Annotated in this window: 25 protein-coding genes; 11 read left to right on the forward strand and 14 right to left on the reverse strand. The window is 67.9% G+C overall.

What is annotated here, in order from left to right:
• Nucleotides 1-62: 62 nt before the first annotated feature.
• Nucleotides 63-548 carry a VOC family protein gene (locus tag ACOKR1_RS11060; protein WP_422933134.1) on the reverse strand — a complete coding sequence of 162 codons (486 nt, stop codon included), beginning with the start codon at nucleotides 546-548 and terminating at the stop codon, nucleotides 63-65.
• Nucleotides 549-677: 129 nt separating this feature from the next.
• Between ACOKR1_RS11060 and ACOKR1_RS11065 the strand changes: the two genes are divergently transcribed.
• On the forward strand, nucleotides 678-1,076 hold the full coding sequence (locus ACOKR1_RS11065) for a DUF3054 domain-containing protein (RefSeq protein ID WP_422933135.1): 399 nt from the start codon (nucleotides 678-680) through the stop codon (nucleotides 1,074-1,076).
• Nucleotides 1,077-1,129: 53 nt separating this feature from the next.
• On the forward strand, nucleotides 1,130-1,408 hold the full coding sequence (locus ACOKR1_RS11070; RefSeq protein WP_422933136.1) for an Lrp/AsnC family transcriptional regulator: 279 nt from the start codon (nucleotides 1,130-1,132) through the stop codon (nucleotides 1,406-1,408).
• A 27-nt stretch (nucleotides 1,409-1,435) separates the two neighbouring features.
• Here ACOKR1_RS11070 and trpD read toward each other — a convergent pair whose 3' ends face one another.
• Nucleotides 1,436-2,494, reverse strand: coding sequence for an anthranilate phosphoribosyltransferase (gene trpD, locus ACOKR1_RS11075; protein ID WP_422933137.1), 1,059 nt, complete (start codon nucleotides 2,492-2,494; stop codon nucleotides 1,436-1,438).
• Between the two features lie 146 nt (nucleotides 2,495-2,640).
• Between trpD and ACOKR1_RS11080 the strand changes: the two genes are divergently transcribed.
• From ACOKR1_RS11080 to ACOKR1_RS11095, 4 genes are all read left to right on the forward strand, one after another.
• Nucleotides 2,641-3,279, forward strand: a complete 639-nt coding sequence (locus ACOKR1_RS11080) for a cytochrome c oxidase subunit 3 (protein WP_422933138.1) — start codon at nucleotides 2,641-2,643, stop codon at nucleotides 3,277-3,279.
• Between the two features lie 78 nt (nucleotides 3,280-3,357).
• On the forward strand, nucleotides 3,358-4,143 hold the full coding sequence (locus ACOKR1_RS11085; RefSeq protein WP_415853836.1) for a c-type cytochrome: 786 nt from the start codon (nucleotides 3,358-3,360) through the stop codon (nucleotides 4,141-4,143).
• A gap of 91 nt (nucleotides 4,144-4,234) precedes the next feature.
• Nucleotides 4,235-5,290 (forward strand): Rieske 2Fe-2S domain-containing protein, encoded by a 1,056-nt coding sequence (locus tag ACOKR1_RS11090; protein ID WP_422933139.1) that lies wholly within the window; start codon nucleotides 4,235-4,237, stop codon nucleotides 5,288-5,290.
• The gene (locus tag ACOKR1_RS11095) at nucleotides 5,287-6,960 is read left to right on the forward strand and encodes a cytochrome b (protein ID WP_422933140.1); all 1,674 of its coding nucleotides are present in this window, start codon (nucleotides 5,287-5,289) and stop codon (nucleotides 6,958-6,960) included. Before ACOKR1_RS11090 ends, ACOKR1_RS11095 begins: the two co-directional genes overlap by 4 nt.
• A gap of 170 nt (nucleotides 6,961-7,130) precedes the next feature.
• On the opposite strand, the gene ACOKR1_RS11100 is transcribed toward ACOKR1_RS11095, so the two are convergent.
• On the reverse strand, nucleotides 7,131-7,571 hold the full coding sequence (locus ACOKR1_RS11100; RefSeq protein ID WP_422933141.1) for a hypothetical protein: 441 nt from the start codon (nucleotides 7,569-7,571) through the stop codon (nucleotides 7,131-7,133).
• Nucleotides 7,572-7,722: 151 nt separating this feature from the next.
• On the opposite strand from ACOKR1_RS11100, the gene ACOKR1_RS11105 reads away from it, so the two are divergent.
• Nucleotides 7,723-8,982, forward strand: a complete 1,260-nt coding sequence (locus tag ACOKR1_RS11105) for a sensor histidine kinase (RefSeq protein WP_422933142.1) — start codon at nucleotides 7,723-7,725, stop codon at nucleotides 8,980-8,982.
• Nucleotides 8,967-9,614 carry a LuxR C-terminal-related transcriptional regulator gene (locus tag ACOKR1_RS11110; RefSeq protein ID WP_422933143.1) on the forward strand — a complete coding sequence of 216 codons (648 nt, stop codon included), beginning with the start codon at nucleotides 8,967-8,969 and terminating at the stop codon, nucleotides 9,612-9,614. Before ACOKR1_RS11105 ends, ACOKR1_RS11110 begins: the two co-directional genes overlap by 16 nt.
• Before the next feature lie 150 nt (nucleotides 9,615-9,764).
• Here the strand turns inward: ACOKR1_RS11110 and ACOKR1_RS11115 are convergent, their stop codons facing one another.
• From ACOKR1_RS11115 to ACOKR1_RS11140, 6 genes are all read right to left on the reverse strand, one after another.
• Nucleotides 9,765-10,553: a GntR family transcriptional regulator gene (locus tag ACOKR1_RS11115; protein ID WP_415855623.1), complete on the reverse strand. Its 789-nt coding sequence runs from the start codon at nucleotides 10,551-10,553 to the stop codon at nucleotides 9,765-9,767.
• Nucleotides 10,554-10,671: 118 nt separating this feature from the next.
• Nucleotides 10,672-11,073, reverse strand: coding sequence for a cytochrome c oxidase subunit 4 (locus ACOKR1_RS11120; RefSeq protein ID WP_415855624.1), 402 nt, complete (start codon nucleotides 11,071-11,073; stop codon nucleotides 10,672-10,674).
• Complete coding sequence (gene ctaD / locus ACOKR1_RS11125; RefSeq protein ID WP_422933144.1) at nucleotides 11,073-12,791, reverse strand: cytochrome c oxidase subunit I; 1,719 nt, start codon at nucleotides 12,789-12,791, stop codon at nucleotides 11,073-11,075. The genes ACOKR1_RS11120 and ctaD overlap by 1 nt, the downstream gene beginning before the upstream one ends.
• 9 nt (nucleotides 12,792-12,800) lie before the next feature.
• Nucleotides 12,801-13,658, reverse strand: coding sequence for a cytochrome c oxidase subunit II (gene coxB, locus ACOKR1_RS11130; RefSeq protein ID WP_422933145.1), 858 nt, complete (start codon nucleotides 13,656-13,658; stop codon nucleotides 12,801-12,803).
• Nucleotides 13,659-13,873: 215 nt separating this feature from the next.
• A complete protein-coding gene (locus ACOKR1_RS11135; protein ID WP_415855627.1) occupies nucleotides 13,874-14,239 on the reverse strand; it encodes a HesB/IscA family protein in 366 nt (121 codons plus the stop codon).
• A gap of 112 nt (nucleotides 14,240-14,351) precedes the next feature.
• A complete protein-coding gene (locus ACOKR1_RS11140) occupies nucleotides 14,352-15,755 on the reverse strand; it encodes a dipeptidase (protein WP_422933146.1) in 1,404 nt (467 codons plus the stop codon).
• 93 nt (nucleotides 15,756-15,848) lie between these two features.
• Here ACOKR1_RS11140 and ACOKR1_RS11145 point away from each other — a divergent pair, with 93 nt between their 5' ends.
• Nucleotides 15,849-16,436 carry a DUF3043 domain-containing protein gene (locus tag ACOKR1_RS11145; RefSeq protein ID WP_422933147.1) on the forward strand — a complete coding sequence of 196 codons (588 nt, stop codon included), beginning with the start codon at nucleotides 15,849-15,851 and terminating at the stop codon, nucleotides 16,434-16,436.
• Here the strand turns inward: ACOKR1_RS11145 and ACOKR1_RS11150 are convergent.
• The gene (locus ACOKR1_RS11150) at nucleotides 16,411-17,490 is read right to left on the reverse strand and encodes a quinone-dependent dihydroorotate dehydrogenase (protein WP_422933148.1); all 1,080 of its coding nucleotides are present in this window, start codon (nucleotides 17,488-17,490) and stop codon (nucleotides 16,411-16,413) included. The two genes, ACOKR1_RS11145 and ACOKR1_RS11150, sit on opposite strands and share 26 nt — an antisense overlap.
• Before the next feature lie 78 nt (nucleotides 17,491-17,568).
• Between ACOKR1_RS11150 and ACOKR1_RS11155 the strand changes: the two genes are divergently transcribed.
• Nucleotides 17,569-18,531: an alpha/beta hydrolase gene (locus ACOKR1_RS11155; protein ID WP_422933149.1), complete on the forward strand. Its 963-nt coding sequence runs from the start codon at nucleotides 17,569-17,571 to the stop codon at nucleotides 18,529-18,531.
• Nucleotides 18,532-18,534: 3 nt separating this feature from the next.
• Here the strand turns inward: ACOKR1_RS11155 and ACOKR1_RS11160 are convergent, their stop codons facing one another.
• The 3 genes from ACOKR1_RS11160 to leuA form a co-directional block, all read right to left on the reverse strand.
• Nucleotides 18,535-19,338, reverse strand: coding sequence for an isoprenyl transferase (locus ACOKR1_RS11160; RefSeq protein WP_422933150.1), 804 nt, complete (start codon nucleotides 19,336-19,338; stop codon nucleotides 18,535-18,537).
• Nucleotides 19,335-20,132, reverse strand: a complete 798-nt coding sequence (gene recO, locus ACOKR1_RS11165; protein ID WP_422933151.1) for a DNA repair protein RecO — start codon at nucleotides 20,130-20,132, stop codon at nucleotides 19,335-19,337. Before recO ends, ACOKR1_RS11160 begins: the two co-directional genes overlap by 4 nt.
• An 81-nt stretch (nucleotides 20,133-20,213) precedes the next feature.
• Nucleotides 20,214-21,968: a 2-isopropylmalate synthase gene (gene leuA / locus ACOKR1_RS11170; RefSeq protein ID WP_422933152.1), complete on the reverse strand. Its 1,755-nt coding sequence runs from the start codon at nucleotides 21,966-21,968 to the stop codon at nucleotides 20,214-20,216.
• Between the two features lie 253 nt (nucleotides 21,969-22,221).
• On the opposite strand from leuA, the gene ACOKR1_RS11175 reads away from it, so the two are divergent.
• Nucleotides 22,222-24,189, forward strand: coding sequence for a M13 family metallopeptidase (locus tag ACOKR1_RS11175; protein WP_422933153.1), 1,968 nt, complete (start codon nucleotides 22,222-22,224; stop codon nucleotides 24,187-24,189).
• 103 nt (nucleotides 24,190-24,292) lie between these two features.
• Here the strand turns inward: ACOKR1_RS11175 and ACOKR1_RS11180 are convergent, their stop codons facing one another.
• Nucleotides 24,293-25,675, reverse strand: a complete 1,383-nt coding sequence (locus ACOKR1_RS11180; RefSeq protein ID WP_422933154.1) for an LCP family protein — start codon at nucleotides 25,673-25,675, stop codon at nucleotides 24,293-24,295.
• Between the last annotated feature and the right edge of the window lie 17 nt (nucleotides 25,676-25,692).

Consider the following 25,692-nt stretch of genomic DNA (forward strand, 5'->3'; position numbering starts at 1 on the left):
GCCCTCACCAACTGGACGATCGGGTACGCCGGTTTTCGACAGTTCGGGCGCGCGACTTTGCGTCAGCTCAGTCCGGCGGAGTCGGCTGCGGTCTCGAGGTCCGCGATGACGATCTTGTTCATCTGCAGCATGGCGCCCATGGCGCGCTGAGCCCGGCCGGGATCAGGATCCTGGAGGAGCTCCGTGAGCCGGGTCGGCACGATCTGCCATGAGAACCCGAAGCGGTCCTTGAGCCAACCGCACTGGCTCTCCTGCCCGCCGTCGGCGGTGAGCGAGTCCCAGTAGTGATCCACCTCGGCCTGGTCGGCACAGAACACCTGCATCGACACGGCCTCGGAGAACGTGAACTCGGGGCCGCCGTTGAGCCCGAGGAACGGCTTCCCGTCGAGCTCGAACGAGGCGGTTATGACGGTCCCGGCGGGGCGAGGGCCGGCCTCGCCGTAGTGGTCGACGTTCGTGACCTTCGAGTTGGGGAAGATCGAGACGTAGAAGTTCGCGGCTTCTTCGGCCTGGGTGTCGAACCACAGGCAGGGGACAATGTCCGGCATGGCTTCTCCTCGGTGTGACGTGATGGGCCTGAACCCTTCGGATTCTTCCGTGGCGCGGCTCCGGGGTGAAGGGCTTGGCCCAGGGATTCGTCGTCAGGAGCGCCCAGTTTCGCCTCGTACGCTTTAACCATGACCACGAATGCCTCTCCGACGACCACCCGCGCCCGAACGTCAGTCCTCGCTCTCGTGGGGGACGTCGTCGTCGTCCTCGCCTTCGCGGGAACCGGGCGCGAGTTCCACGGCGAAGGCAACCCGATTCTCGGGGTGCTGCTCACGGCGTGGCCGTTCCTCGTGGGGCTCCTCGTCGCGTGGGCGCTTCCGCCGGTCCGCCGCAGCCCGCTCCGTGTATGGCCCGGTGGTGTCGCGGTCTGGCTCGGCACGTACGTGATCGGAATGATCCTGCGCGGAGCGACCGGAGCGGGCCTCGCGGTGCCGTTCCTCATCGTCGCGGCGAGCGTGCTCGGCGTGGCGTTCCTCGGCTGGCGGGCCGTGGCGTGGCTGATCCGCCGGGCCGCCCGCCGCGCGTAGAGCTGTCCACTCGCTATAGGGTGGATGCTGCAGCACACACCGATCGGAGGACCATGATCACGGCATTCGTCTTCATCCAGACGGACTCGGACAAGATCCCGGAGGCGGCGGAGAAGATCTCGGCCATCCCCGGCATCAGCGAGGTCTACTCGGTCACGGGCGACTGGGACCTCATCGCGATCGCGCGCGTCCAACAGCATGAGGATCTCGCCGACGTCGTCGCCGATCACCTCTCGAAGGTCGAGGGCGTCGTAGAGACGACCACTCACATCGCGTTCCGCGCCTATTCGCGGCACGATCTCGAGGCGGCATTCTCGATCGGACTCGAGTAGACCCGCCTCGAGCAGGTCCTCAGGCGCTCAGGAGCGGCTGAACTCGACCCAAGCCTGCAGTGCCCGCTCGGCCGCGCCTGAGTCGATGGCCACCTCTGCGCGCACCTTCGCTGCGGCGAGTCGCTCGACGAGCGGACCGTTGGCGGATGTGTCGTAGGCGACGAGACCGGCGGCGGCATTAAGGACGACGGCGTCGCGCACCGGGCCCTTGTCCCCCGCCAGGACTCTGCGCACCACGCCGGCGTTGTGCCGGGCGTCGCCGCCGCGAAGGTCGGCGAGGCTTGCGCGCGGGATGCCGAGGTCCGCGGGGTCGAGGACGGACTCCCGAACCGCTCCCTCGCGTACCTCCCAGACGCGCGACGTCGTCGTCACCGTGAGCTCGTCGAGGCCGTCGTCACCGCGGAAGACGAGTCCCCGGCTCCCCCGCGCGGCAAGGACGCCCGCGATGACCGGCGCCATCCGGACATCGGCCGCGCCGACCGCCGAGGCCTGGACGCGGGCCGGGTTGGTGAGCGGGCCGAGCACGTTGAACGCAGTGGGAATCCCGAGCTCCTTGCGCGGTCCCGAGGCGTGACGGAACGACGGGTGGAAGACCTGGGCGAAGCAGAACGTGATGCCGCACTGCTCCGCCGAGGCGACCACCTCGTCGACGGTCATGTCGAGGCGGACGCCGAGCACCTCCAGGACGTCTGCGGCCCCGGACGACGACGAAGCCCCCCGGTTCCCGTGCTTGACCACCTTCGCGCCGGCGCCGGCCAAGATGAGGGCCGCCGTCGTCGAGATGTTGACCGTGTTCTGCATGTCGCCGCCCGTGCCGACGATGTCGAGCTTCTCCCCGGAAACGGAGATGGACGTCGCCCGGCTCACCATGGTCTCGACGAGCCCCGTGAGCTCCTCGACGGTCTCGCCCTTGGCCCTGAGTCCTACCAGGAAGCCCGCGATCTGCGCATCCGTCGCGTTGCCGCCCATGATCGTGTCCATGGCCCACGCGGTCTGCTCGCGCGTGAGGTGCTCGCCCTTGACGAGCGCTCCGATCAGACTGCGCCAGCTGGGCGACAGGGTAGCTGCGGGTTCCTGAGTGGTCACCCCCTGATGCTATCGATCCCCCTGCCTGCGGGCGAACGGATGACGCCCCGGCCGAGTTCCGCGGAATTTCGAGGGTTTGTAGAAAAACTTCCCCGAAGAGGCGGTTTGCGTTGGGCGAACCCGCCGTTTGTAGACATAATGTCCTTGTGACGACAGCGACTCATGCCCCGACAACCCCGGCACATCCCACGCTGAACCGCCCCAACATGGTCTCCGTGGGGACCGTTGTGTGGCTCTCGAGCGAGCTGATGTTCTTCGCCGGTCTGTTCGCGATGTACTTCTCCCTCCGCGCCGCCTCGCCTGACCTGTGGGGGAACGCGACGGAGAAGCTGAACTTCCCGTTCGCGCTCGTGAACACCATCGTCCTCGTGGCGAGTTCGTTCACGTGCCAGATGGGTGTGTTCGCCGCGGAGCGTCTCCAGCCGAGACGGGGCGGCGGTGCGTTCGACTTCCTGCGTTGGGGCATGGTCGAGTGGTTCGTGCTCACGTTCCTCATGGGCGCCTTCTTCGTTGCCGGCCAGTCCACCGAGTACACGATGCTCACCGCCGAGCACGTCACGCTCGATGCGAACGCCTACGGGTCCGCGTTCTTCATGACGACCGGCTTCCACGGCCTCCACGTGATCGGCGGCCTCATTGCCTTCCTGTTCATCATCGGGCGGGCGTTCGCCGCGAAGCGCTTCGGCCACTACGAGGCGACGTCTGCCATCGTCACGTCGTACTACTGGCACTTCGTCGACGTCGTGTGGATCGGGCTCTTCCTGGTCATCTACGTCCTCAGGTAGGCACCTGCCATTGGCAGGCAGAAGAACTTTTGAGCACGCGCCCCCGGGGCTGCAGAACAGACGGATAGGAACGATTACGTGAAGGCACTCTCACAGAAGCGGCGGCATCCGCTGGCAGTGGTCGCACTGCTGGTCATGGGCCTCCTCTTGACAGGCGTCCTCTACTCGGTGGCCAGCACTGCAAACCAGGCCAAGGCTGACACCGGCTTCTCCGCCACCGATGTGAGCGAGGGCCAGAAGCTCTTCGTGGCGAACTGCGCGACCTGTCATGGCATGGGCGGCCAGGGTTCCTCGTCGGGGCCGTCGCTCGTGGGCGTCGGCGCCGCTGCCGCTGACTTCCAGGTGAGCACGGGCCGCATGCCGATGCAGATGTCGGGCCCGCAGGCCCAGCGCAAGCCGGCGCAGTTCAACGCCGACCAGACCCGCCAGCTCGCGGCCTACGTGGCCTCGCTCGGTGCCGGTCCGTCGCTCCCGGATCAGGCCATGCTTGACGGCAAGGGCGATGCGACGCACGGTGGCGAACTGTTCCGCGTCAACTGTGCCATGTGCCACAACGCAGCGGCCGCCGGTGGCGCGCTCACACGAGGCAAGTTCGCGCCGGCGCTCGATGGCGTGCCCGCGCAGAACATCTACGAGGCCATGGTGACCGGCCCGCAGAACATGCCGGTGTTCAGCGACGCCAACATCTCTCCCGAGGGCAAGCGCGACATCATCACGTTCCTCCAGACCATCCAGAAGCAGGGCTCGCCCGGTGGCGCGGACCTCGGCTCGCTCGGTCCGGTGTCCGAGGGCCTGTTCATCTGGGTCGCGGGCCTCGGCGTGATCATCGCGTTCACCATCTGGCTCACCTCGCGGACGTCCTGACCGGCGAACGCCACGAATTTCGGCCGCCTCGCGGCATTGATCTGAATATCGTCCCCGGGACCACCGGGGCCAAGGAAGGATGAGGGGAAATATGGGCAACCCTAGTGACGGCGCCCCACAGCAAGGGGGCACCGTAGCTACGGCTGGTCAGGCCGGGGGGCAGTTCGAGGATCCGGGGATCCCGCCGCACCGCCCGCGCCTGGCTGACACCGACCCCAGGGCCGCGAAGCGCGCCGAGCGTCAGGTGACGGCGCTGTTCGTCATCTCCGCGATCGGAACCGTGGCGTTCCTGATCTCGTACTTCGCCATCGAGCTTGGGCACGATTCGAGCATTGAGACCATTCGGACGCAGAACATCCTGCTCGGTCTCAGCACGGCGTTTGCCATGCTGGGCATCGGCACGGGAATCGTCCACTGGGCGAAGGCTCTCATGCCCGATCACGAGGTCTCCGAGGCTCGCCACGCGGTCCGGACCGAGGAGGACCGCGCTGCCGCGGTCCGCATCGTCGACGACATCATCGAGGAGACGGGCATCAAGCGCCGCCCCCTCATCCGCAACACCCTCATTGGTGCGCTCGCCCTCGCCCCGCTGCCGGCACTCGCGGTCTTCGGCGACCTCGGCCCGAACGCCAACGACAAGCTGCGCCACACGATGTGGGCGCCGAATGCGCAGACGGGCAAGAAGGTCCGCCTGACGCGCGACCCCGACGGCACGCCCATCCGCGCGTCGGATGTGACGATCGGCTCGGCATTCCACGTCATCCCGGAGGGGCTCAACGACCTCAAGGAAGGCAAGCTCAACGAGAAGGCGAAGGCCGTCGTCCTGCTCATGCGCCTCAACCCCGAGGACCTCAACATCTCCAAGGGGCGCGAAAGCTGGAGCTACAACGGCATCGTCGCGTACTCCAAGATCTGCACGCACGTCGGCTGCCCCGTGGCCCTCTACGAGCAGCAGACCCACCACCTCCTGTGCCCGTGCCATCAGTCGACGTTCGACCTCACGCACGAGTGCCAGGTGATCTTCGGCCCGGCGAGCCGCCCGCTCCCCCAGCTGCCGATCGAAGTCGACACGGACGGGTACCTCGTCGCGACCTCCGACTTCCACGAACCTGTTGGACCGAGCTACTGGGAGCGTGAGTACTCGTGAGCAACGCTTCACCTACCTACCAGCCGCCGACGAAGGTCGGCCGTATCGCCGACTTCGTCGACCAGCGCACCGGCCTCTCTGGCGTCACGCGGGAGTTCGGACGCAAGATCTTCCCTGACCACTGGTCGTTCATGTTCGGCGAGGTGGCGCTGTACTGCTTCGTCATCCTGCTCCTCTCCGGGACGTTCCTCACGTTCTTCTTCAACCCGTCGATGGCGGAGACGACCTACGACGGCTCGTATGTGCCGCTCCGGGGCATGGACATGTCGGTGGCCTACCAGTCCTCGCTGCACATCTCGTTCGAGATCCGCGGCGGCATGTTCATGCGCCAGCTGCACCACTGGGCCGCCCTGCTCTTCGTTGCCGCTATGTCCGTGCACATGCTGCGCGTGTTCTTCACGGGCGCCTTCCGCAAGCCGCGTGAGATCAACTGGGTGATCGGTGGCGTGCTGCTCATTCTCGGCATGGCAGAGGGCTTCACGGGCTACTCGCTCCCCGACGACCTCCTCTCGGGCAACGGCCTCCGCATCATCGACGGCGTCATCAAGTCGATCCCCGTGATCGGCACGTGGATCTCGTTCTTCCTGTTCGGCGGCGAGTTCCCAGGCAATGCGATCATCGGCCGCCTGTACGTGCTCCACATCCTGCTCATCCCCGCGATGATTCTCGGACTTGTGGCGCTGCACCTCATCTTCGTCGTGGTGCACAAGCACACGCAGTACCCCGGCCCGGGCCGCAACGACCGCAACGTGGTTGGCTACCCGCTCGGCCCGGTGTATGCGGCCAAGGCCGGCGGCTTCTTCTTCATCGTCTTCGGTGTGCTGGCCGCGATTGCCGCCGCGTTCACGATCAACCCGATCTGGAATTACGGGCCGTATGACCCCTCCCCCGTGTCCGCAGGCACGCAGCCTGACTGGTACATCGGTTGGGTCGACGGCGCGTTGCGCCTCATGCCCGGCGTCCTCGGCGCCCTCGGCGGTTACCGTCAGCACTTGGAGTTTGTGGTGTTCGGGCAGCAGACACTCACGCTCAACGTCCTCCTCCCCGCGCTGGTGCCGGCCGGAATCGTGTTCACAGTCCTGTTCACGTACCCGTGGATTGAGCGCTGGATCACGAAGGACGAGCGCGAGCACCACGTCCTCGACCGCCCGCGCAACGCTCCCACGCGCACCGCGATCGGCATGGCTGGCTTCACGTTCTACTGCGTCATGTGGGCCGCGGCGAGCTCCGACCTCATCGCGACGCACTTCCACGTGGCGCTCAACGATGTGACCTATTGGCTGCGTGCGCTGTTCTTCATCGGCCCGGTCATCGCGTTCGTCGTCACGAAGCGCATCGCCCTCGGGCTGCAGCGCAAGGACCGTGAGATCGCGCTGCACGGCCGTGAGACGGGTCGCATCGTGCGCCTCCCCCACGGTGAGTTCATCGAGGTTCACGCACCGCTCGATCCCTACAAGCGCTACCGCCTCGTCACCTTCGATTCGCCGGAGATCCTGCCGGCGCAGCCGAACGCGAAGGGCGTCGTGGACCGCCGGGAGCGCCGCCGGGCGCAGCTCTCCAAGTGGTTCTTCGAGGACCGCGTGGCTCCGGTCACTCAGGCCGAGCTCGAGGCCGCGCACGCGCACGGCCATCACGAGGCCATCGAGTCGGCGCCGAGCTCCGGTCACTGATCTCGAGAGACCCCAAGGGCCCTGCAGCACCTGCTGCAGGGCCCTTTCTCGTCGTTCGGCGAGAGTGTGGCGTGAGCTGAGACAGTGGCGGTGCTCGTCTGCGTTGATCGAGTGGGGTGGGAGTGGCCGATGGCAGTTCGAGGTCGGGAAGCACGCAGCAGCTGACGGGGTCAGCGTGACTTGGGGAAGGCGGCGCGCAGTTCGGAGCCGCGGGTGATGAACACGACTCGGATGATGGGCAGCATGCAGACGGCCTGTATCACGGCGTACCACGGCGGGCAGACATCCGGGATCAGGTCGACGCCGATGATCGCGATCGGCATGATGACGGCGAGGGCGCTCACGCGCTCGAAGGCCCGTCGAGATCCCCGGGAGGCGGAGACGGTCATCCCGTAGATCAGCACGGCGACTACGGGCAGCAGGACTGCCCGGACCCACATGAACGTGTTCACCATGTGACCGCTGGTGGACACCACAATGACCGTCAGGAGGGCGACGGCGCTGAGTGCGCCATAGACCTTGACGTTGTTCTTCGCCGTGTCGAAGGCTTCTCGGGTGCGGGGGCTGTTGAGGAGCGTCGCCGCGGTCGTAGTGTGCTTGTTGGTTTCCATACTCACCGATGCTAGGAAGCGCCCGGCCGACGCGGCATCCCCCTGGACCCACGGGTGGGTGGGGATAGCCCCACTTCCCGGCTGACCAAGGGGGTAACGGGCCCCGCATGGTGCACAGTGGGAGCACCGAACGGAAAGCGAAGGAAGAATCATGAGACAGCCGGGGTCGTGGCTGGCGCGCGCCAGTGTGGGGTTCGTACGGGCATGCGTCGTGGCGGCCATCAGCATGCTGGTCCCGGCCGTGTGGGCCGCCGCCGTGGCGCTGGGGATCTGGTGGGGGGCGGGAAACCCGTGGTCGTGGGTTGCGCCGGTCGTGCTGGCGTGCGGGGGCACCCTCGCCCTGTCCCGCCCGGTCTGCCGGATGGTCCGGTTCCTCGTCGCGAGGTGGACGGCCACCGCCATCCCCGCCGGATATCGGCAGGCCGGGCCGGTAACGCGGATGTCCACCGGGTACTGGTGGAACGGCTTCAGCTACGAGCGCACCCGCCGCAACGCCCTCTTGGATCAGAAGTGGCGGGTCCGGTGGAGCGACCCCGCCAATTGGCGCGACCTGCGGTTCACGGTGATCGCGCCGCTCACCGTGGGCGTGGTCGCGTCCCTCCCGCCTGCCGGGGTGGCCGTGGCGATCCTCGGGCTCGGCCAGCCGGGGGCGGCCGCGCGCGTCGTCGGGACGCTCGGCCTGGTCGTGGCCATCGCCTGTGCTCCGTACGCCTGGCGGTGTGTTGGGCCGGTGGCCGTCCGCTTCCTGCGCCCGTCGCCCGCGATGGCACTGGCGGACCGGGTGGACGAGCTGACCGCCCAACGCGCGGACGCGACGGTCGCCCAGGCCGCCGAGATCCGCCGGATCGAGCGGGACCTGCACGACGGGGCACAGGCCCGCCTGGTCTCCCTCGGGCTCTCCCTTGCGACCGCCGAGAAGCTGATGGAAACCGACCCTGCCCAGGCCAAGGCGCTGATGGGGGAAGCGCGAGCCGGTGCCACCGCATCGCTGACCGAGCTCCGCGAACTGGTCAAGGGAATCAACCCACCCGTGCTGAACGACCGAGGGCTCGTGGATGCTGTTCGCGCTCTTGCCTTGGACAGCCCGCTCGAAGCGGCAGTCAGCGCAGACCTTCAACTCGGCTTGGACCCGCCGATCGAGTCCGCCCTGTACTTCGCCATCGCCGAACTGCTGACCAACGCGGTCAAGCACGCCCACGCGACCCGCACCCGGATCTCCATCCGCCGGGACGACACCGGCATCGTCATCGATGTCGAAGACAACGGCCGCGGCGGAGCCAGCCTGCGAGCCGACGGCGGACTCGCGGGGTTGCGCCGCCGCCTCGCAGTCTTCGACGGCGCCCTGGAGATCACCAGCCCGGAAGGCGGCCCGACCCGGGCGAGGATGATGGTGCCGTGCGGATCGTTGTAGCCGAAGACCTGTACCTCCTGCGGGACGGGATGGTTCGCCTCATCGAGGCATATGGACACCAGGTGGTGGCGACCGCAGCCACCGGACCCGAGACGCTGCACGCGCTGTTGACGTGGCGGCCGGATATTGCCGTCGTCGACGTCCGCATGCCACCGACCCAGTCGGATGAGGGCCTGCGCGCGGCTCTTGCCGCCCGCGGCGAACAGCCCGGACTGCCGGTCCTCATCCTTTCCCAGTACGTCGAGCAGTTGTACGCCCGCGAGCTCCTGGCCGACGGCGCCGGTGGCATCGGCTACTTCCTCAAAGAGAGCGTCTTCGACGCCGACCAGTTCATCGACGCCCTGGAACGCGTCGCCGCCGGCGGGACCGCCATGGACCCGGCCGTGATTGCCAAACTACTGTCCAGCGGATCCTCGAATCGACGGCTCGAACAGCTCACCGAACGCGAACACTCCGTGCTCAGCCTCATGGCCGAAGGACTGTCCAACCAGGCCATCGGCCAACGGCTCTTCCTCAGCGAAAGCGCCATCAGCAAGTACACCACCTCCTTGTTCGGCAAACTCGGCATCACCGATGACGACAACAACAACCGCCGCGTCCTTGCTGTCCTCGCCTACCTGAACAACCCCTGACGCGCTTCGGCCCCACCGCAGCCGACGTTTCATATGTGGTCCCCGTTTCAACGGCGCCGCCCGTGCCGACTGACCTGGGGCTCAGTCCTTCGCGTTGCTTTTTCGGCGAGATCTACTGGGACCCCGTCAGGAGTCGCCAGCCCGCGCATGCTAGCCCGTAAACCTCTGCGTCGTGTACGTGCGCGGCGAGCGGACGCCGGGCCGCTGGAGAGGCACCCAGAGCTTGTATCGGTCGGCCCGGTAGTACGAGACCGAGTAGTCGACCATCGCCTTGGCCACATAGGCGTGCCGCTGGATCTTGAGCAGCGGGGCGCCCATGTCCACCTTGAGCAGCCGTGCGATCGAGGGGGACGCCGCCGTCGCCTCGATCATGTCCTCTCCCCACTCCATGACGAGCCCGTAGCGCTCGCTCAGCACCTGGTAGAGGGATGTGGGCGGCGGGCCGTCGGCGAAGCCCGGAACACGATGCGCGACGATGTAGTTCTCGTCGACGCTCATGGGCTCCTGATCCGCGAGCAGGAGGCGGCGAAAGCGCACGACGGCGGTCCCCTCCTCCACTTGCAGCTCACGGGCGAGGTGGGCTGAGGCGCCAATCTGCTCGAAGCTGAGCACCTTCGCGTCCGGGACCATGCCGCGGCGCTGCATCTCCTCGCTGTACGAGGTGAGCTTCATCTGCAGATCGAGCTTCGGGCGGCTCACGAAGGTGCCGAGCCCCACGATGCGGTCCAGGACACCCTCCGCCACGAGGGCGTCGATCGCCTGGCGCACGGTCATGCGGGCGAGCCCGAACCGGTGGGCCAATTCCCGCTCCGACGGGAGAGGAGCCCCCGGCGAGAGGTTGGCCTGAATGTGCTCGCGAAGCAGCTCCCGGAGCTGCACGTATACCGCCGTCTTCGAGGATCTGTCGAGCTTTCCGACGATGCTGTCGGCCTCTTCCACTCCGCCCCTCCTGATCGGCTCTTACCAATTGAAGGCTACACGCTGAGCGGGGTCGCAGCTCCGCCGAACGCACAAGGGCCCGGCTTCCGAAGAAGCCGGGCCCTTGATGGCATGGGGCTCAGTGTGCGTGGTCTCCGCGGCTGTATTCGAACACCCAGCCGACGAGCGCAACGATGGCGATCCCCGCACCGATGAACGTGATCCACCAGCCGACCGCGAGGCCAAGCACGCCCGTCGCGGCCGCAGCGCCGAGGGTGATGGGCCACCAGCTCCACGGGCTGAAGTGGCCCTGTTCGCCGGCGCCCTCGTGGATCTCAGCGTCCTCGCGGTCCTCCGGGCGCGTGCCGACGCGGCGGGCGGTCACCCCGAGGTAGGAGCCGATCATGAGTGCGAGGCCACCGACGAGCAGCATGCCCATGATGCCGACCCATTCGCCCCAGTGGGTGAGGAAGCCGTAGACGATCGCGACCGGAACGAAGAAGAAGACTCCCGTGCCGAAGAGCCAGGATTCGATTTTCACTAGTGCGTGTCCTTCCGGTCTGCGGCGATCGCCGCGGCGGCCTGCGAGTGCTGGACGGCGCCGACCAAAGAGAGCTCCGGGTGGTGGAGGTCAAGGGCGGGGCGCTCCGAGCGGATGCGCGGGAGCGACGTGAAGTTGTGGCGCGGCGGCGGGCACGAGGTGGCCCACTCGAGCGAGGCGCCGAAGCCCCACGGGTCGTCGACCGTGACGCGCTTGCCGCTGCGGGCCGTGATGTACACGTTCCAGAAGAACGGGATGAGCGAGGCGCCCAGGATGAACGAGGAGATCGTCGAGAACTGGTTCATCCACGTGAAGCCGTCCTGCGGCAGGTAATCCGCGTAGCGGCGCGGCATGCCCATGACGCCCAGCCAGTGCTGGATGAGGAACGTGCCATGGAAGCCGATGAGCAGGAGCCAGAAGTGGATCTTGCCGAGGCGCTCGTTGAGCATCTTGCCCGTCCACTTGGGCCACCAGAAGTAGAACCCGGCGAACATCGCGAACACGACCGTGCCGAAGACGACGTAGTGGAAGTGCGCCACGACGAAGTACGTGTCGGAGACGTGGAAGTCGAGCGGCGGCGACGCGAGGATGATGCCCGTCAGGCCCCCGAAGAGGAACGTGACGAGGAAGCCGAGGCTCCACAGCATCGGAGTCTCGAACGTGATCGAGCCTCTCCACATCGTTCCGATCCAGTTGAAGAACTTCACGCCGGTCGGGACCGCGATGAGCATCGTCATGAAGGAGAAGAACGGGAGGAGCACGGCGCCGGTCACGTACATGTGGTGGGCCCACACGGTGACCGAGAGGGCCGCGATGGCGATGGTCGCAAAGACGAGGCCCTTGTACCCGAAGATCGGCTTGCGGCTGAAGACCGGGAAGATCTCGGACACGATGCCGAAGAACGGCAGCGCGATGATGTACACCTCGGGGTGGCCGAAGAACCAGAACAGGTGCTGCCAGAGGACCGCGCCACCATTCTCGGGGTCGAAGACGTGGGCACCGAATCGGCGGTCGGCGCCAAGGCCGAAGAGCGCCGCGGCGAGCGGCGGGAAGGCCATGAGCACGAGGATCGCGGTGATGAGCGTGTTCCACGTGAAGATCGGCATGCGCCACATGGTCATGCCCGGGGCACGCATGCAGATGATCGTCGTGATGAAGTTGACCGCACCGAGGATGGTGCCGAAACCGGAGAGGGCCAGGCCGAAGACCCAGAGGTCACCTCCCACCCCGGGGGTGAACGTGGTGTTCGAGAGGGGCGCGTAGGCGAACCAGCCGAATGAGGCGGCGCCCTGCGGCGTGATGAAGCCCGCCGTCGCGATCGTTGAACCGAAGAGGAAGAACCAGAACGCGAGGGCGTTGAGGCGAGGGAACGCGACGTCAGGGGCGCCGATCTGGAGCGGCATGATCACGTTCGCGAAGCCGGCGAAGAGCGGGGTCGCGAACATGAGCAGCATGATCGTGCCGTGCATCGTGAAGAGCTGGTTGTACTGCTCCTTCGTCTGCAGGATCTGCATGCCGGGCTCGAAGAGCTCGGCGCGGATGAGCAGCGCCATGACGCCGCCCAGGCAGAAGAAGACGAACGACGCAATGAGGTACATGTACCCGATGGTCTTGTGGTCGGTCGACGTGATCCAGTTGACGACGATCCGCCCCTTGGACTTCGGCACGACCGGTGCGCTGAGGGCCCCGGCTGAGGGCGACTGTGTATAGGTAGCCACGTTCTTCCCCTACTTCTGGATGAGATCCGGGTTGCGGTCGTACGTCGTGTCGAGCAGACCCTTGGGCAGACCGGCCAAGTGAGCCTCGAATTCCGCTTCGGAGACGACCTTCACACGGAACAGCATCTCGGAGTGGAACTCGCCGCAGAGCTCGGCGCACTTGCCGTCGTACGTCCCTTCCTTCTGCGGCGTGAAGTACATCGTGTTCGGGTGACCCGGGATCACGTCACGCTTTTGGAGGAAGGCGGGCACCCAGAACGAGTGGTTGACGTCGCGGGACGTGAGCTCGATCGTCACGCTCTTGTTGACCGGGAGGTACAGCGTCGGGAGCTTGCTGAGGTCGATGTCGGACCCCGTGAGGTGCGCCTGCGTGCCGGCCTCGTAGACGTTGTCCTTGACGACGCCGCCCTGCTTGTAGTTGAAGTCCCACGCCCACTGCTTGCCGACGACGTTGATCGTGACGTCAGGGTTGGGGTTCGGGTTGTCGATCGCGCGCTGGTCGCGGTCGGTGAAGTAGAAGAACACGACGACGAGGAAGAGGGGGATCGCCGTGTAGAAGATCTCGAGCGGGAGGTTGTAGCTCGTCTGCCGTGGGAAGCCCACAGTGCCCTTGCGGCGGCGGTACGCGACGAGGCACCAGAGGATGAGGCCCCACGTGACGGCCCCGACGAGCAGTGCTGCGATCCACGAGTTGACCCAGAGGTCCGTGATCATGCCCGTGTTGCTCGTCGTGTCCCGCGACCCCGGCAGCCAGCCATTCTGTACTTGGGATGTACATCCAGACAGTGCAAGCGCTCCCACAACGGCAACTGAGGCTACCGCGATGATTCGAGTGCGCTGGCTGCTGGTTCGGTTCTGCGACCTCACAGACGGCCCTTCCTCTTGATGCTGTGGCCGGGGCTCACTCCCCTACGGCATGACCCGCAGAAACTCTCCCCGACGGCATAGTTTTACTACTCGACGTAGAGCTTACAGCTAACCCAAAGGAATCGCCCACATGTCGCATATGCACGTCGGCCGTGCCTTCCGAGGCTCCAAATGGAGCGGTTGGAAGGCACGGCCGATGAGGGGCTGTGGGGCGATCAGTGGAACGAATCACCGCACGCGCACGAACCCTGCGCGTTGGGGTTGTCGATCGTGAAGCCCTGCTTCGAGATGGTGTCCTCGAAGTCGATCGTCGCGCCGGCGAGATACGGCACGCTCATCTTGTCGACAACGACCTCGACGCCGTCGAAGTCGCGGACGGCATCGCCGTCGAGCATGCGTTCGTCGAAGTAGAGCTGGTAGATGAGGCCGGAACAGCCACCCGGCTGGACCGCGACCCGTAGGCGCAGGTCGGTGCGGCCCTCCTGCTCGAGCAGGCTCCGAACCTTGCCCGCGGCGACCTCGGTGAGGCTCACCTCGTGGGACGCGATGGCCTCGGTGGTCTCGTTGGTAACGGTGCTCATTCCATACCTTCCCTCTGCGGCCCGTGCCGCTGAGCGCTGCTGGGACGCGGATTCCTGCGTGCGCAGGCAGCGTCCCCCTCAATCCATGCTACGGCGATCCCCTCCGGCTGGTCTAACCCTCGTCGGCGCCGAGCGCTGCGAGGAGCAGAGCCTCCGCGACGATGCAGCGCTTGAAATCGCCCAGATGGAGCGATTCGTTCGCGCTGTGCGCTCGGCTGTCCGGATCCTCGACGCCCGTGATGAGCACCTCGGCTTCGGGGAATACCTCTTTAAGATCCGCAACAAAGGGTATGGACCCTCCCATTCCCATGCGCACGGGTTCGGTGCCCCACGCGGCGCGGAGCGCGTCGAGTGCGAGGCTCGCGGCGGGCGAGGACGTGTCCGCGAGATAGGCGCTCCCCCGCTCCCCCGGCGTGAACTCGAGGCGGGCGCCGAACGGAACGTTCGCCTCGAGGTGCCGCCCCATCGCCGCCATGGCCGCATCGGGATCCTGCCCGGGGGCGAGCCGCATGCTGAACTTGGCGCGCGCCGTCGCCTGGATCGTGTTCGACGAGACAGCGACAGCCGGGACGTCCATGCCGATGATCGAGAGCGCAGGGCGGCTCCACAGCCGGGCGGCGACGCTTCCGCTCCCGGCGAGCCGGACGCCGTCGAGCACTCCCGCGTCCCGGCGATACTGCTCCTCGGGGTACTCGACCTCGGGATCGTCCGCGACCACGAGCCCATGCACGGCGACGTTGCCCTCGTCGTCGTGGAGGGTCGCGATGAGGCGAGCGAGCAGCGTCGGGGCGTCGAGCACCGGGCCGCCGAACACGCCCGAGTGCACGGAGTGGCTCAGGACGCTCAGCGTGAACGAGCCGTCGACGAGGCCCCGCAGGCTCGTCGTCAAGGCGGGCGTGCCCACGGCCCAGTTGGACGAGTCGGCGACGACGATGACATCGGCGGCGAGGCGGTCACGGTAGGTCTCGAGGAACGTCCGGAAGCTCGGGGATCCTGCCTCTTCCTCGCCCTCGACGAAGAGCGTCACGCCCACTCCGCCAGCGTCTCCGAGCACGTCGGCGATCGCGCGCGAGGCTGCGATGTGGACCATGACGCCGGCCTTGTCGTCCGCGGTGCCGCGGCCGTAGAGCCGCCCGTTGCGCTCCTCGGGGAGGAAGGGCTCGGATTCCCACAGGGCGCGGTCCCCTGGCGGTTGCACGTCGTGGTGGGCGTAGAGCAGAACGGTTGGGTTGCCGGGCTTGGCCGGCCGGCTTGCCACAACGGCCGGCCCACCGGGCCTGCCGTCGGGGCGTGGCGCCCTCAGGATCTCGACCGACTCGAACCCGGCCGCCTCGGCGAGGCCCGCGACGGTGCGCGCGCTGCGCTCGAGCTCCTCAGCGTCGAACGCCTCCCAGGCGATGCCCGGGATCGCGGCGAGCCCGATGAGTTCGGCGAGCGTCGCTTCGAAGCGGCGGTCGACGGCGGCGCGCAGTTCGTCGGTGAGGCCGGGAGCCGTGGGGGCGAATTCTGAAATCATGGCTTCACAGTACAAGCCGTGCGATGGGGCATCAATGCCTCAGGCTCCCCCTCGCACGAGCAACCGGCAGCCCGGGTTGGCTATCCTTTAAAGGTGTTTGGACGAAAGAACGGGTCCGCGGCCGAGAGCGCCGGGCAGCCCGAGGAGAAGCCAGCCGACCCCATGATCGGCAAGGGGGCGCCGACCCCGCGGCGCAAGGAGCAGGAAGCGGCCCGCCGTCGGCCGCTCGTGCCAACCGACCGGAAGGCATCGCGGGTCGCAGAGCGGCAGGCTGCCGCGGACGAGCGGGCGCGCGTGCGCCGAGCCCTCGAGACCGGCGACGAACGGCACCTGCCCTTCAAGGACCGTGGACCGCAGAAGCGCTTCGCCCGCGACGTCGTCGACGCCCGGTTCAATCTCGGCGAGTACCTCATGTTCGCGGCGCTCGCGTTTGTGGTGATTTCCTTCGTGGTGCCGCAGGCCAGCGAGGCTCAGTTCTTCATCCTCATCGCGTTCTGGGTGGTCTTCGCCCTCGTCATCATCGACACGTTCTGGCTCTCACGCCAGATCAGGAGGCGTCTCACGGACAAGTTCTCCGAGGTCGAGCGCGGCACGGTCTGGTACGGCGCGATGCGCGCGCTCCAATTCCGCCCGCTCCGGCTGCCGAAGCCGCAGGTCACGCGCGGGCAGTATCCTTCCTGACGGCGAGCCCCCGGTTCACCGAGGCGGCCCAGAAGGGCCCCTCGTAGAGGAACGCCGTATACCCCTGGACAAGGCTCGCCCCCGCGGCGAGCCTTTCCTGTACGTCCGACGCCGTCTCGACGCCGCCCACCGAGACGAGCGCAAGGCGATCACCGACGATCGATGCGAGGCGGCGAAGCACCTCGAGCGAACGCGCCTTGAGCGGCGCGCCGGAAAGGCCGCCAGCCCCGCATGCCTCGACGGCGGCCGGGTCACTCGCGAGCCCGTCCCGGCCGATTGTCGTGTTGGTTGCGATGATCCCCTCGAGTCCGAGTTCGAGCGCGAGCTGTGCGACGTCGTGGAGATCCGCGTCCTCGAGATCAGGGGCAATCTTGACAAGGAGCGGGACCCGGCGGCCCGCGGACGCGGTCGACTCCTCGCGCACCGCCTCGAGAAGTGGCCGCAGCGAATCGGCGCTCTGAAGCAGGCGCAGGCCCGGCGTGTTCGGGGAGCTCACGTTGACCACGAGGTAGTCGGCATACGGGGAAAGGGCCCGCGCGCTCACGCGGTAGTCCGCCACGGCGTCCTCGAGCGGAACCACCTTGGTCTTGCCGATGTTGACGCCGATGACCGGCCGCCGGGATCCGTATTTCTTCTCGAGCGCGGCGCGCGCTGTGGCGAGGCGCGGCGCGACGGTGGCGGCGCCGTCGTTGTTGAACCCCATGCGGTTCACCACCGCGCGGTCCTTGACGAGCCGGAACAGCCGAGGCTTCGGGTTGCCGGGCTGCGCCTGGCCCGTGATCGTGCCCACCTCCACGTGGCCGAAGCCGAGCTCCGCGAGGGCCTCGATGCCCAGCCCCTCCTTGTCGAAGCCCGCCGCGAGGCCGAACGGCGACGGGAACTCGACGCCGAATGCGCTCGTCCGAAGCGACTCTGCCGGAGCGGTGAACCGCTCGAGGACGCCGCCCAGGCCGACCCCGTGCACCGCGCGGATGGCGCCGAAGCCGATCCGGTGGGCGCGCTCGGCGTCCATCCACGAGAAGGCAGCACGGAAGAAGAGGGGGTAGACACGCATGCCTCAAGTGTCGCCCAGGCGAAGGGCCGTCAACAAAACGAACGGCCTATCCTGAACGTGAAAGCGCGAGGAGGGCGCATGAACCGATGGAGCGCCGACTTTCTTGGCCCCGGCTTCGAGCAATGCGCTCTCGGGGAGGGCACGACGGCGGCCGGTACCCTCGTGCGCTTCGCCGGCGATGCGCCGAGCGCCGGGGCGAACCGTCCTGCCCTCGTGTACGTGCACGGCTGGAGCGACTACTACTTCAATACCGAGCTCGCGCGCTTCGTGACGGCGCGAGGATGGCGCTTCTACGCGCTCGACGTCCCCGAGCACGGCCGGAGCCTGCGCCCGGGAGGTCAGCCCGGTTTCGTCCCGTCGGCCGCCCACTACCTCTCGAGCATCGACGCCGCGCTGGACGCCGTGGCGGCCGACGGGACCGGGCCCATCGCCCTCATGGGCCATTCGACAGGAGGGCTCGCCGTGGCCCTTGAGGCTCAGCGCCGCCCCGAGCGCCTCGCCGCGGTGGTCCTGAGCAGCCCGTGGCTCGTCCCGCACGGCGGACGCGCGGCCGGCCGCATGCTCGAGTTCGCGCTCGCGCCCCGCGCGGGAGGCCGCCCCGAACGGGTCCTGCCCCTTCCGCCGCGCGGCTTCTTCTGGCGCGCCGTGGCCCGCGAGGCGGGCGGGGAATGGGACCTCCGCGAGGACCTGCGTCCGCGCAACGCGTTCCCGGTCCGCGCGGGCTGGCTCCACGGAGTTCTGACGGCGCAGCGTGAACTCGCGGAAGGTCCGCGGATCGCCCTGCCCACGCTCCTGCTTGCGTCGACGCGGAGCGACACCGGACTCGTGTGGCGCGAGCACATGCGCTCCCGGGACGCCGTGCTGCCGATCGCGCCGATGCGCCGGGCCGCCGCGCTCGTGTGCGGCGACCTCGACGAGGTCCTCGTGGACGGGGGGCTGCATGACGTGCTCCTGTCCGCGCCGGGCGTGCGGCGCGAGGCCTACCTCCGGCTGGGCGCGTGGCTCGACGCGTCGGTCGCGGGCCGCGGCGCGGGCGTCTGAGGCTCAGGCCCCGGGGGCCCGATCCACCGCGCCCCCGTAGCGCCGGTCGCGGCTCGCGTAGATCTCCGCGGCCTCCCACAGCGTCCGGCGGTCGACGTCCGGCCACAGTTTGTCCATGAACACCATCTCGGCGTACGCGGACTGCCACAGCATGAAGTTGCTGAGCCGCTGCTCCCCCGAGCTCCGGAGAAAGAGGTCGACGTCGGGCAGGTCCGGCTCGTCGAGATAGCGCTGAATGGTCTTCTCCGAGACCGTGCGCGGGCTCAGCGTCCCGGCGGCGACGTCGCGCGCGATGGCGGCCGCGGCGTCGGCAATCTCCGCCCGCCCGCCGTAGTTGACGCACATGGTCAGGTGGCACTTCGAGTTGTTCCGCGTGAGCTGCTCGGCCTCTTCGAGCTCGCGGATCACAGAACCCCACAGCCGGGGACGCCGCCCGGCCCAGTGGATGCGAACGCCCCACGCGTCGAGGGTGTCGCGCTGCCGGCGCAGGACGTCCCGGCTGAACCCCATGAGGAACTTGACCTCCTCCGGGGAGCGCTTCCAGTTCTCGGTCGAGAACGCGTAGACGGACACGTACTCGATCCCGAGCTCGATGGCCCCGGCCATGACGTCCAGGAGGGCCGGCTCCCCCGCCTTGTGGCCCTCAATGCGCGGGAGCCCGCGCTGATTGGCCCAGCGGCCGTTGCCATCCATGACGATGGCCACATGGCGCGGCACGAACTCGCCAGGGATGGCCGGAGGACGCGCGCCTGAGGGATGCGGATACGGGGCCACGATCGGTCGCGCTTCGCGGCGGGAAGGTGTCACGTGCTGCTGGTCTCCTGGTGAGTGGGGGCCGGAAGGGGTGGATCGTCGCGTTCGACGAGGCGGAGCGAGCGGACGGCGCGCTCGAGATGCCATTGGACGTACGCGGCGACGAGGCCTGAGGCCTCACGTCGGTGCGCCGGCTCCGAGACGTCCGCCGTCGCCCAGTCTCCCGAAAGCAGCGCGGCGAGGAGGCGCACGGTCTCGGGCGCGGGTGCAGGGGAGCCGGGCGGGCGGCAGTCGTGGCACACGATGCCCCCGAGGGCGGCCGAGAATGCCGAATGCGGTCCCGGCTCGCCGCACCGCGCGCAGTCGGTGAAGCTCGGAGCCCAGCCGGCCGTCGAGAGCGCGCGCAGGAGGTACGAGTCGAGGATCAACTCGGGCGAATGGGCGCCGCGGCTCAGCGCGGCGAGCGCCCCGACAAGGAGCTGAAAATGCGGAAGGGAGGCCTCGCCGTCGTTCGCGGTGAGCCGCTCCGCGGTCTCCGCCATCGCGGCAGCGGCCGTGTAGCGCGAATAGTCAGCCGCGATGTCGCGACCGTACGTGCCCTTCGCAAGGGCCTGGCCGATCACCTCGAGCGACCGCCCGCGCACGAGTTGGACGTCGGCGACCATGAACGGCTCGAGCCGGGCGCCGAAGCGGCTGCCCGTGCGGCGCACCCCGCGGGCCACGGCCCGCACCTGACCGTGGTGCTTCGTGAGCATGACGATGATCCGATCGGCCTCGCCGAGGCGATGGGTGCGCAGGATGACGCCGTCGTCGCGGTAGCTCCGCGCAGCAAACGTCGATTCGGCCATAGCTAGTATTCTCCCACCCGCCAGGCCCGGACCGCGCGCTGCCGCGCCTCGCCGTGCGGGCGAGGCGCGGCAGCGGTAGGGTCAGACGCCCGCCGCGGCGCTGTCGCGCAGGGCGCGGTTGACGGCGGAGATCACAGCCTTGAGGGCCGCGAGGCTCGTGTTCGCGTCGATGCCGACGCCCCACAGGATGCGCTCGCCGATCCCGCACTCGACGTACGCCGCGGCGCGTGCGCTCCCGCCCTCCGAGAGCGCGTGCTCGGTATAGTCGAGGACTCGCACGTCGACGCCCTCCGTCGAGAAGATGTCGAGGAGCGCGGCGATCGGGCCGTTGCCCGTGCCGGTGCGCTGCACGGGCGTCCCGTCGATGCGGAGCGAGGCCTCGAGCGTCATCGTTCCGTCCTCGGCGGTCTCGGTGCTCACCGAGGAGAGCGCGAAGCGGCCCCACGCCTTGCCGCCGTCGACCGACGACGCCGGGAGGTACTCGTCGCTGAAGATGTCCCACAGCGTCGAGGGGCTCACTTCGCCGCCCGCGGTGTCCGTGTGCTGCTGGATGACACGCGAGAATTCGATCTGCGCGCGCCGCGGCAGGTCGAGGTTGTGCTCGTTCTTGAGCAGGTAGGCCACCCCGCCCTTGCCGGACTGCGAGTTCACGCGGATCACGGCCTCGTACGTGCGGCCGAGGTCCTTGGGATCGATCGGCAGGTACGGCACCTGCCACGTGAACTCGTCCACCGGGACGCCCGCGGCGGAGGCGTCGCGCTCGAGGGCCTCGAAGCCCTTCTTGATCGCGTCCTGGTGCGAGCCGGAGAACGCGGTGAAGACGAGGTCGCCGCCGTACGGCACACGCTCGGCGACGGGCAACTGGTTGCAGTACTCGACCGTGCGGCGGATCTCGTCGATGTTCGAGAAGTTGATCATGGGGTCGACGCCCTGGACGAACAGGTTCAGCCCGAGCGTCACGAGGTCCACGTTGCCGGTCCGCTCGCCGTTTCCGAACAGGCAGCCCTCGATCCGGTCGGCGCCCGCGAGGTAGCCGAGCTCCGCCGCCGCGACGCCCGTGCCGCGGTCGTTGTGCGGGTGCAGGGAGAGGATGATGCCCTCGCGCGGGTGCAGGTTCCGGCTCATCCACTCGATCGAGTCGGCGTAGACGTTCGGCGTGGCCATCTCGACGGTGGCCGGGAGGTTGATGATGACCTGGCTGTCCGCGGACGCCTCGAAGATCTCGGCGACGGCGTTGCACACGCGCGCGGCGTACTCGAGCTCGGTGCCGGTGAAGGACTCCGGCGAGTACTCATACGTGATGCGGGTGTCCGGGAGGGTCTCCTCGTACTTCTTGCACAGGAGCGCGCCCTGGACAGCGATGTCGAGGATGCCCTCCTCGTCGGAGTTGAACACGACGCGGCGCTGCAGCACCGACGTCGAGTTGTAGAGGTGCACGATCGCGCTCTTCGCGCCGACGAGGGCCTCGTACGTGCGCTCGATGAGGTGCTCGCGGGCCTGGGTGAGGACCTGGATCGTGACGTCGTCGGGGATGTGGCCGCCCTCGATGAGCTGGCGCACGAAGTCGAAGTCGGTCTGCGAGGCGGAGGGGAAGCCGACCTCGATCTCCTTGTAGCCCATTGAGACGAGGAGCTTGAACATCTTGAGCTTGCGAGCGGGGCTCATGGGATCGATGAGCGCCTGGTTGCCATCGCGAAGGTCCACGGCGCACCAGCGCGGCGCCTTCTCAATGCGCTTGTCCGGCCATGTCCGGTCCGGCAGCTCGACGGTGATCTGCTCGTGGAACGGGAGGTAGCGGTGAACGGGCATGCCCGAGGGCTTCTGTGCGTTGCGCATGGTTTTACTCTAGGCCTTTCTCAAAGCTGGGATCCTTGTGGCCGGGCGTCACAAAACTCCGCGGCGGGGATCCGGCCTAGCTCTGGCGGATTCAGATCCGTCGGCAGCTACAGGGCCCCGCCACGGCAGCTAAGAAGGAGGCGCTGCGCAATGGGCACATCGACACGATAGCACGCACCGCGCGAGCGCCCACCGCGCTGTCAGGCCCCGCGCTTAGGATGAAGCCATCCGAGCATGCCCTCAAGGAGGCACCATGACCGAAAGCTCTGTCGCGCCGTCTGGCGTCGAGCGCGAGTACTTCGACAGGACCGTGCGTCCCCAGGACGATCTCTACCGGCACGTGAACGGCGCGTGGCTCCGGGAGACGGAGATCCCGTCCGACCGTGCGCTGGTCGGAACGTTCATCCAGCTCCGTGACCTCGCCGAGGAGAATGTCCGGGCGCTCATTGAGGAGCTCGCCGCGACCGGGCACCCTGCCGGAAGCGACGAACAGAAGATCGGCGCGATGTACGCCTCCTTCATGGACGAGGAACGCGTTGCACAGCTCGGCGCCGCACCGCTGCACGCGCTGCTCGCCGAGGTGGAGGCAATTGACGACGCCGAGGGGCTCGTGACGACGTCCGCGCGCCTTGGCCGCGGGGGCAGCGAAAGCCTTTTTGGCTACTATGCGGCCCCTGACGCGGGCAACCCCGAACGAGTACTGCTCTATCTGTCCCAGGGCGGGCTCGGACTCCCCGACGAGTCGTACTATCGGGAGGATCGCTTCGCGGAGGTCCGGGCGGCGTACAGCTCGTATCTCGCGGACATGTTCGCCCTCGTGGGCAGCGCGTCGCCCGCTGAGGACGCGGCCGCCGTCGTTCGTCTCGAAGAGCGGCTCGCCGCCCTCCACTGGGATCGTGTGACGCTGCGCGATCCGCAGAAGACGTACAACCTGTACACGGACCAGAAGGCGGCGTCCGAGTTCCCCTACTTCGCCGCGTGGGGTGAGGCCACGGGCGTTTCCGAGGCCTCTCGCGCCGAGGTCGTCGTGGGGAATCCCGAGTTCCTGTCCGGTGTGACGCCCCTGCTCGGCGAGGTCCCGCTCGAGGACTGGAAGCGCTGGCTCGCGGCCCACGTCATCTCGGCCGCCGCGCCGTTCCTCTCGGCCAAGTTCGTGGACCGGCACTTCGCGTTCTACGGGACCGTGCTGAGCGGCACCCCCGAGAACAAGGAGCGGTGGAAGCGCGGGGTCGCGACCGTCGAGGGCGGGCTCGGGATGGCCGTGGGCAGGCTCTACGTCGAGCGCCACTTCCCGGCCGAACACAAGGAGGCAATGCAGCGCCTCGTCGCTGACATTGTCGAGGCCTATCGCGAGAGCATCACGGTGCTCCCGTGGATGGGCGCGGAGACGCGCGAGCGCGCGCTGGCCAAGCTCGATGCGTTCCGCCCCAAGATCGGCTACCCCGACGAGTGGATCGACTTCTCAGCCGTCGAGGTCGATTCGGGAGACCTCCTCGGCAACGTACGGCGGGCACATGCGGGCGAGCTTGACCGACTCCTCGATGAGATCGGCAAGCCCGTGGACCGCATCAAGTGGCTCATGACGCCGCAGACCGTCAACGCCTACTACCACCCGCTCATGAACGAGATCGTGTTCCCTGCCGCGATCCTGCAGCCGCCGTTCTACCACACGGAGGCCGACGCGGCCGTCAACTACGGCGGGATCGGTGCCGTGATCGGGCACGAGATCGGGCACGGCTTCGACGATCAGGGCTCGCAGTTCGACGGCGACGGCGCGCTGCGCAACTGGTGGACGGATGACGATCGGGCCGAGTTCGAGGCCCTCACCACCCGGCTCGTCCAACAGTTCGAGGTGCTGTCCCCGGCCGAGGCGCCGGGCCACACCGTCAATGGCAGGCTCACGCTCGGCGAGAACATCGGCGACCTGGGCGGCCTCGGCATCGCGTTCAAGGCGTACCGGCTGCACCTCGGCGGGAACGAGGCCGCCGTGATCGACGGCTTCACGGGCGATCAGCGGTTCTTCGTCTCGTGGGCCACGGTGTGGCGGCAGGTCTGCCGGACCGAGGAGTCGATCCGGCGGCTCGCGATTGATCCGCACTCCCCCAACGAGTTCCGGACGAACACGATCGCGCGGAACCTCACGGCGTTCCAGGAGGCGTTCGGCGTGGCCGAGGGGGACAAGATGTGGCTCGACCCCGCGGAGCGCGTCGAAATCTGGTAGCCGGCCGAGGCTGCTGACGGAAAGGCCCGGCATCCGCGAGGATGCCGGGCCTTATCTGTACCCGGAGGGTGTGGGGCGGGGGTAGCTTTCCGCGAGACGGGGTTTAGTGGCCGAAGGCCGATTGGCACGTGTTGTCGGCGGCCGTCTGGGCCACCACGGTGTCCGGGGCCTTCGGCGTGTAGTGCGTGCCGGACGTGAAGTCCTGGCCGAGATACACCTGGACCCCGTTGATGTTCGCGGGGTGGACCTGGGACGACGGGATCCCGAGAGCCGCCGCGACGTCGTTGGCTACGTCGGCGAAGTTCGAGCCGTAGTAGACGCTCGTCGTCGCGACAGTCGCGGCCGTGAACTGGGCCGTCTTCGAGAAGCCCTGGCTCGCGAGGAACTGCGTGAGCTCGTTCGCCCTGCCGGTGATGCCCGAGCCGTTCGCGACCGCGACAGGCTGGAGCGCCTTGTTGTACGTGGGCGGCGCGCTCGTCGGCGCGGCACTGGCCGTCCCGTTAGGCGTCGGCGTCGGGGCCGCGGCCGCCGGAGCGGTCAGGTCGCGGTTGTCGCGGAGCCCCTGGAACAGGGCGGAGGCATCCGGCTCCTTGGCCTGGACGCGGTTCGGATCCGCGACGTACGGCTCCCACGGGACGGTGACGAATGCGACCTTGGCCAGATCGACCGCCTTGAGCCGGTTCGCGATGGTCAGCATGGTCTCGGGGTTGGCGAGCCCGCTGTCCACGGTGAGGTTCTTGGTGATCGTGTCCGCGATCGAGAGGAGCCTGGGCGCGTCCGAGAGCGTGCCGTCGGACTTGACCTTGCGGGCGAGCGAGGCAAGGAATTCCTGCTGGGACTTGATGCGGGAGATGTCGCTTCCGTTGCCCACGCCGTGGCGGCTGCGGAGGAAGGCGAGCGCCATCTCACCCTGGATCGTCGACGTTCCGGCCGGGAGCTTGAGGCCCGAGAGCGGATCGTCGATGGCGGCGTTGACGCAGACCTGGACGCCGCCGATCGTGTTCGAGAGGTCCTTGACGGCGTTGAAGTCGGCCACCATGAAGTGGTCGATCTGGAGCCCGGTGAGCTTGTTGATCGTGTCGACGGCGCAGCCTGGGCCCGCCTCGGCCATGGCCGAATTGATCTGCCCCATCTCCTGGGCCGGGTAATCCTTGTTGCTCTGCGGGTCATGGCACTTGGGGATCGGCACCATGAGGTCACGCGGGAAGCTCGTCATCGACACGACCTTGTTGTCCGCCGAGATGTTCAGGAGGATCATGACGTCCGAGTTGCCGTACCCGGAGCTGTCTGCCTGAGAGCCGTAGGAGGCGTCCGCGCCCGAGCGCGTATCCGTGCCGATGATGAGGATCTGCAGGGGGTCGGTCGCATCGTTCGTGGCGTCCGCCGTCGAATTGCCGGCGCTCAGAGGAGCCTTGTGAAGGTTCGACTGAAGCCTCCACGTCCAATATCCTGCAAACGCGATGACGCCGACGATTGCGAGGGCCACGACTCCCCAAAGAATCT

It is taken from the genome of Sinomonas sp. P47F7 (assembly GCF_049332655.1).
Classification (GTDB): Bacteria; Actinomycetota; Actinomycetes; order Actinomycetales; family Micrococcaceae; genus Sinomonas.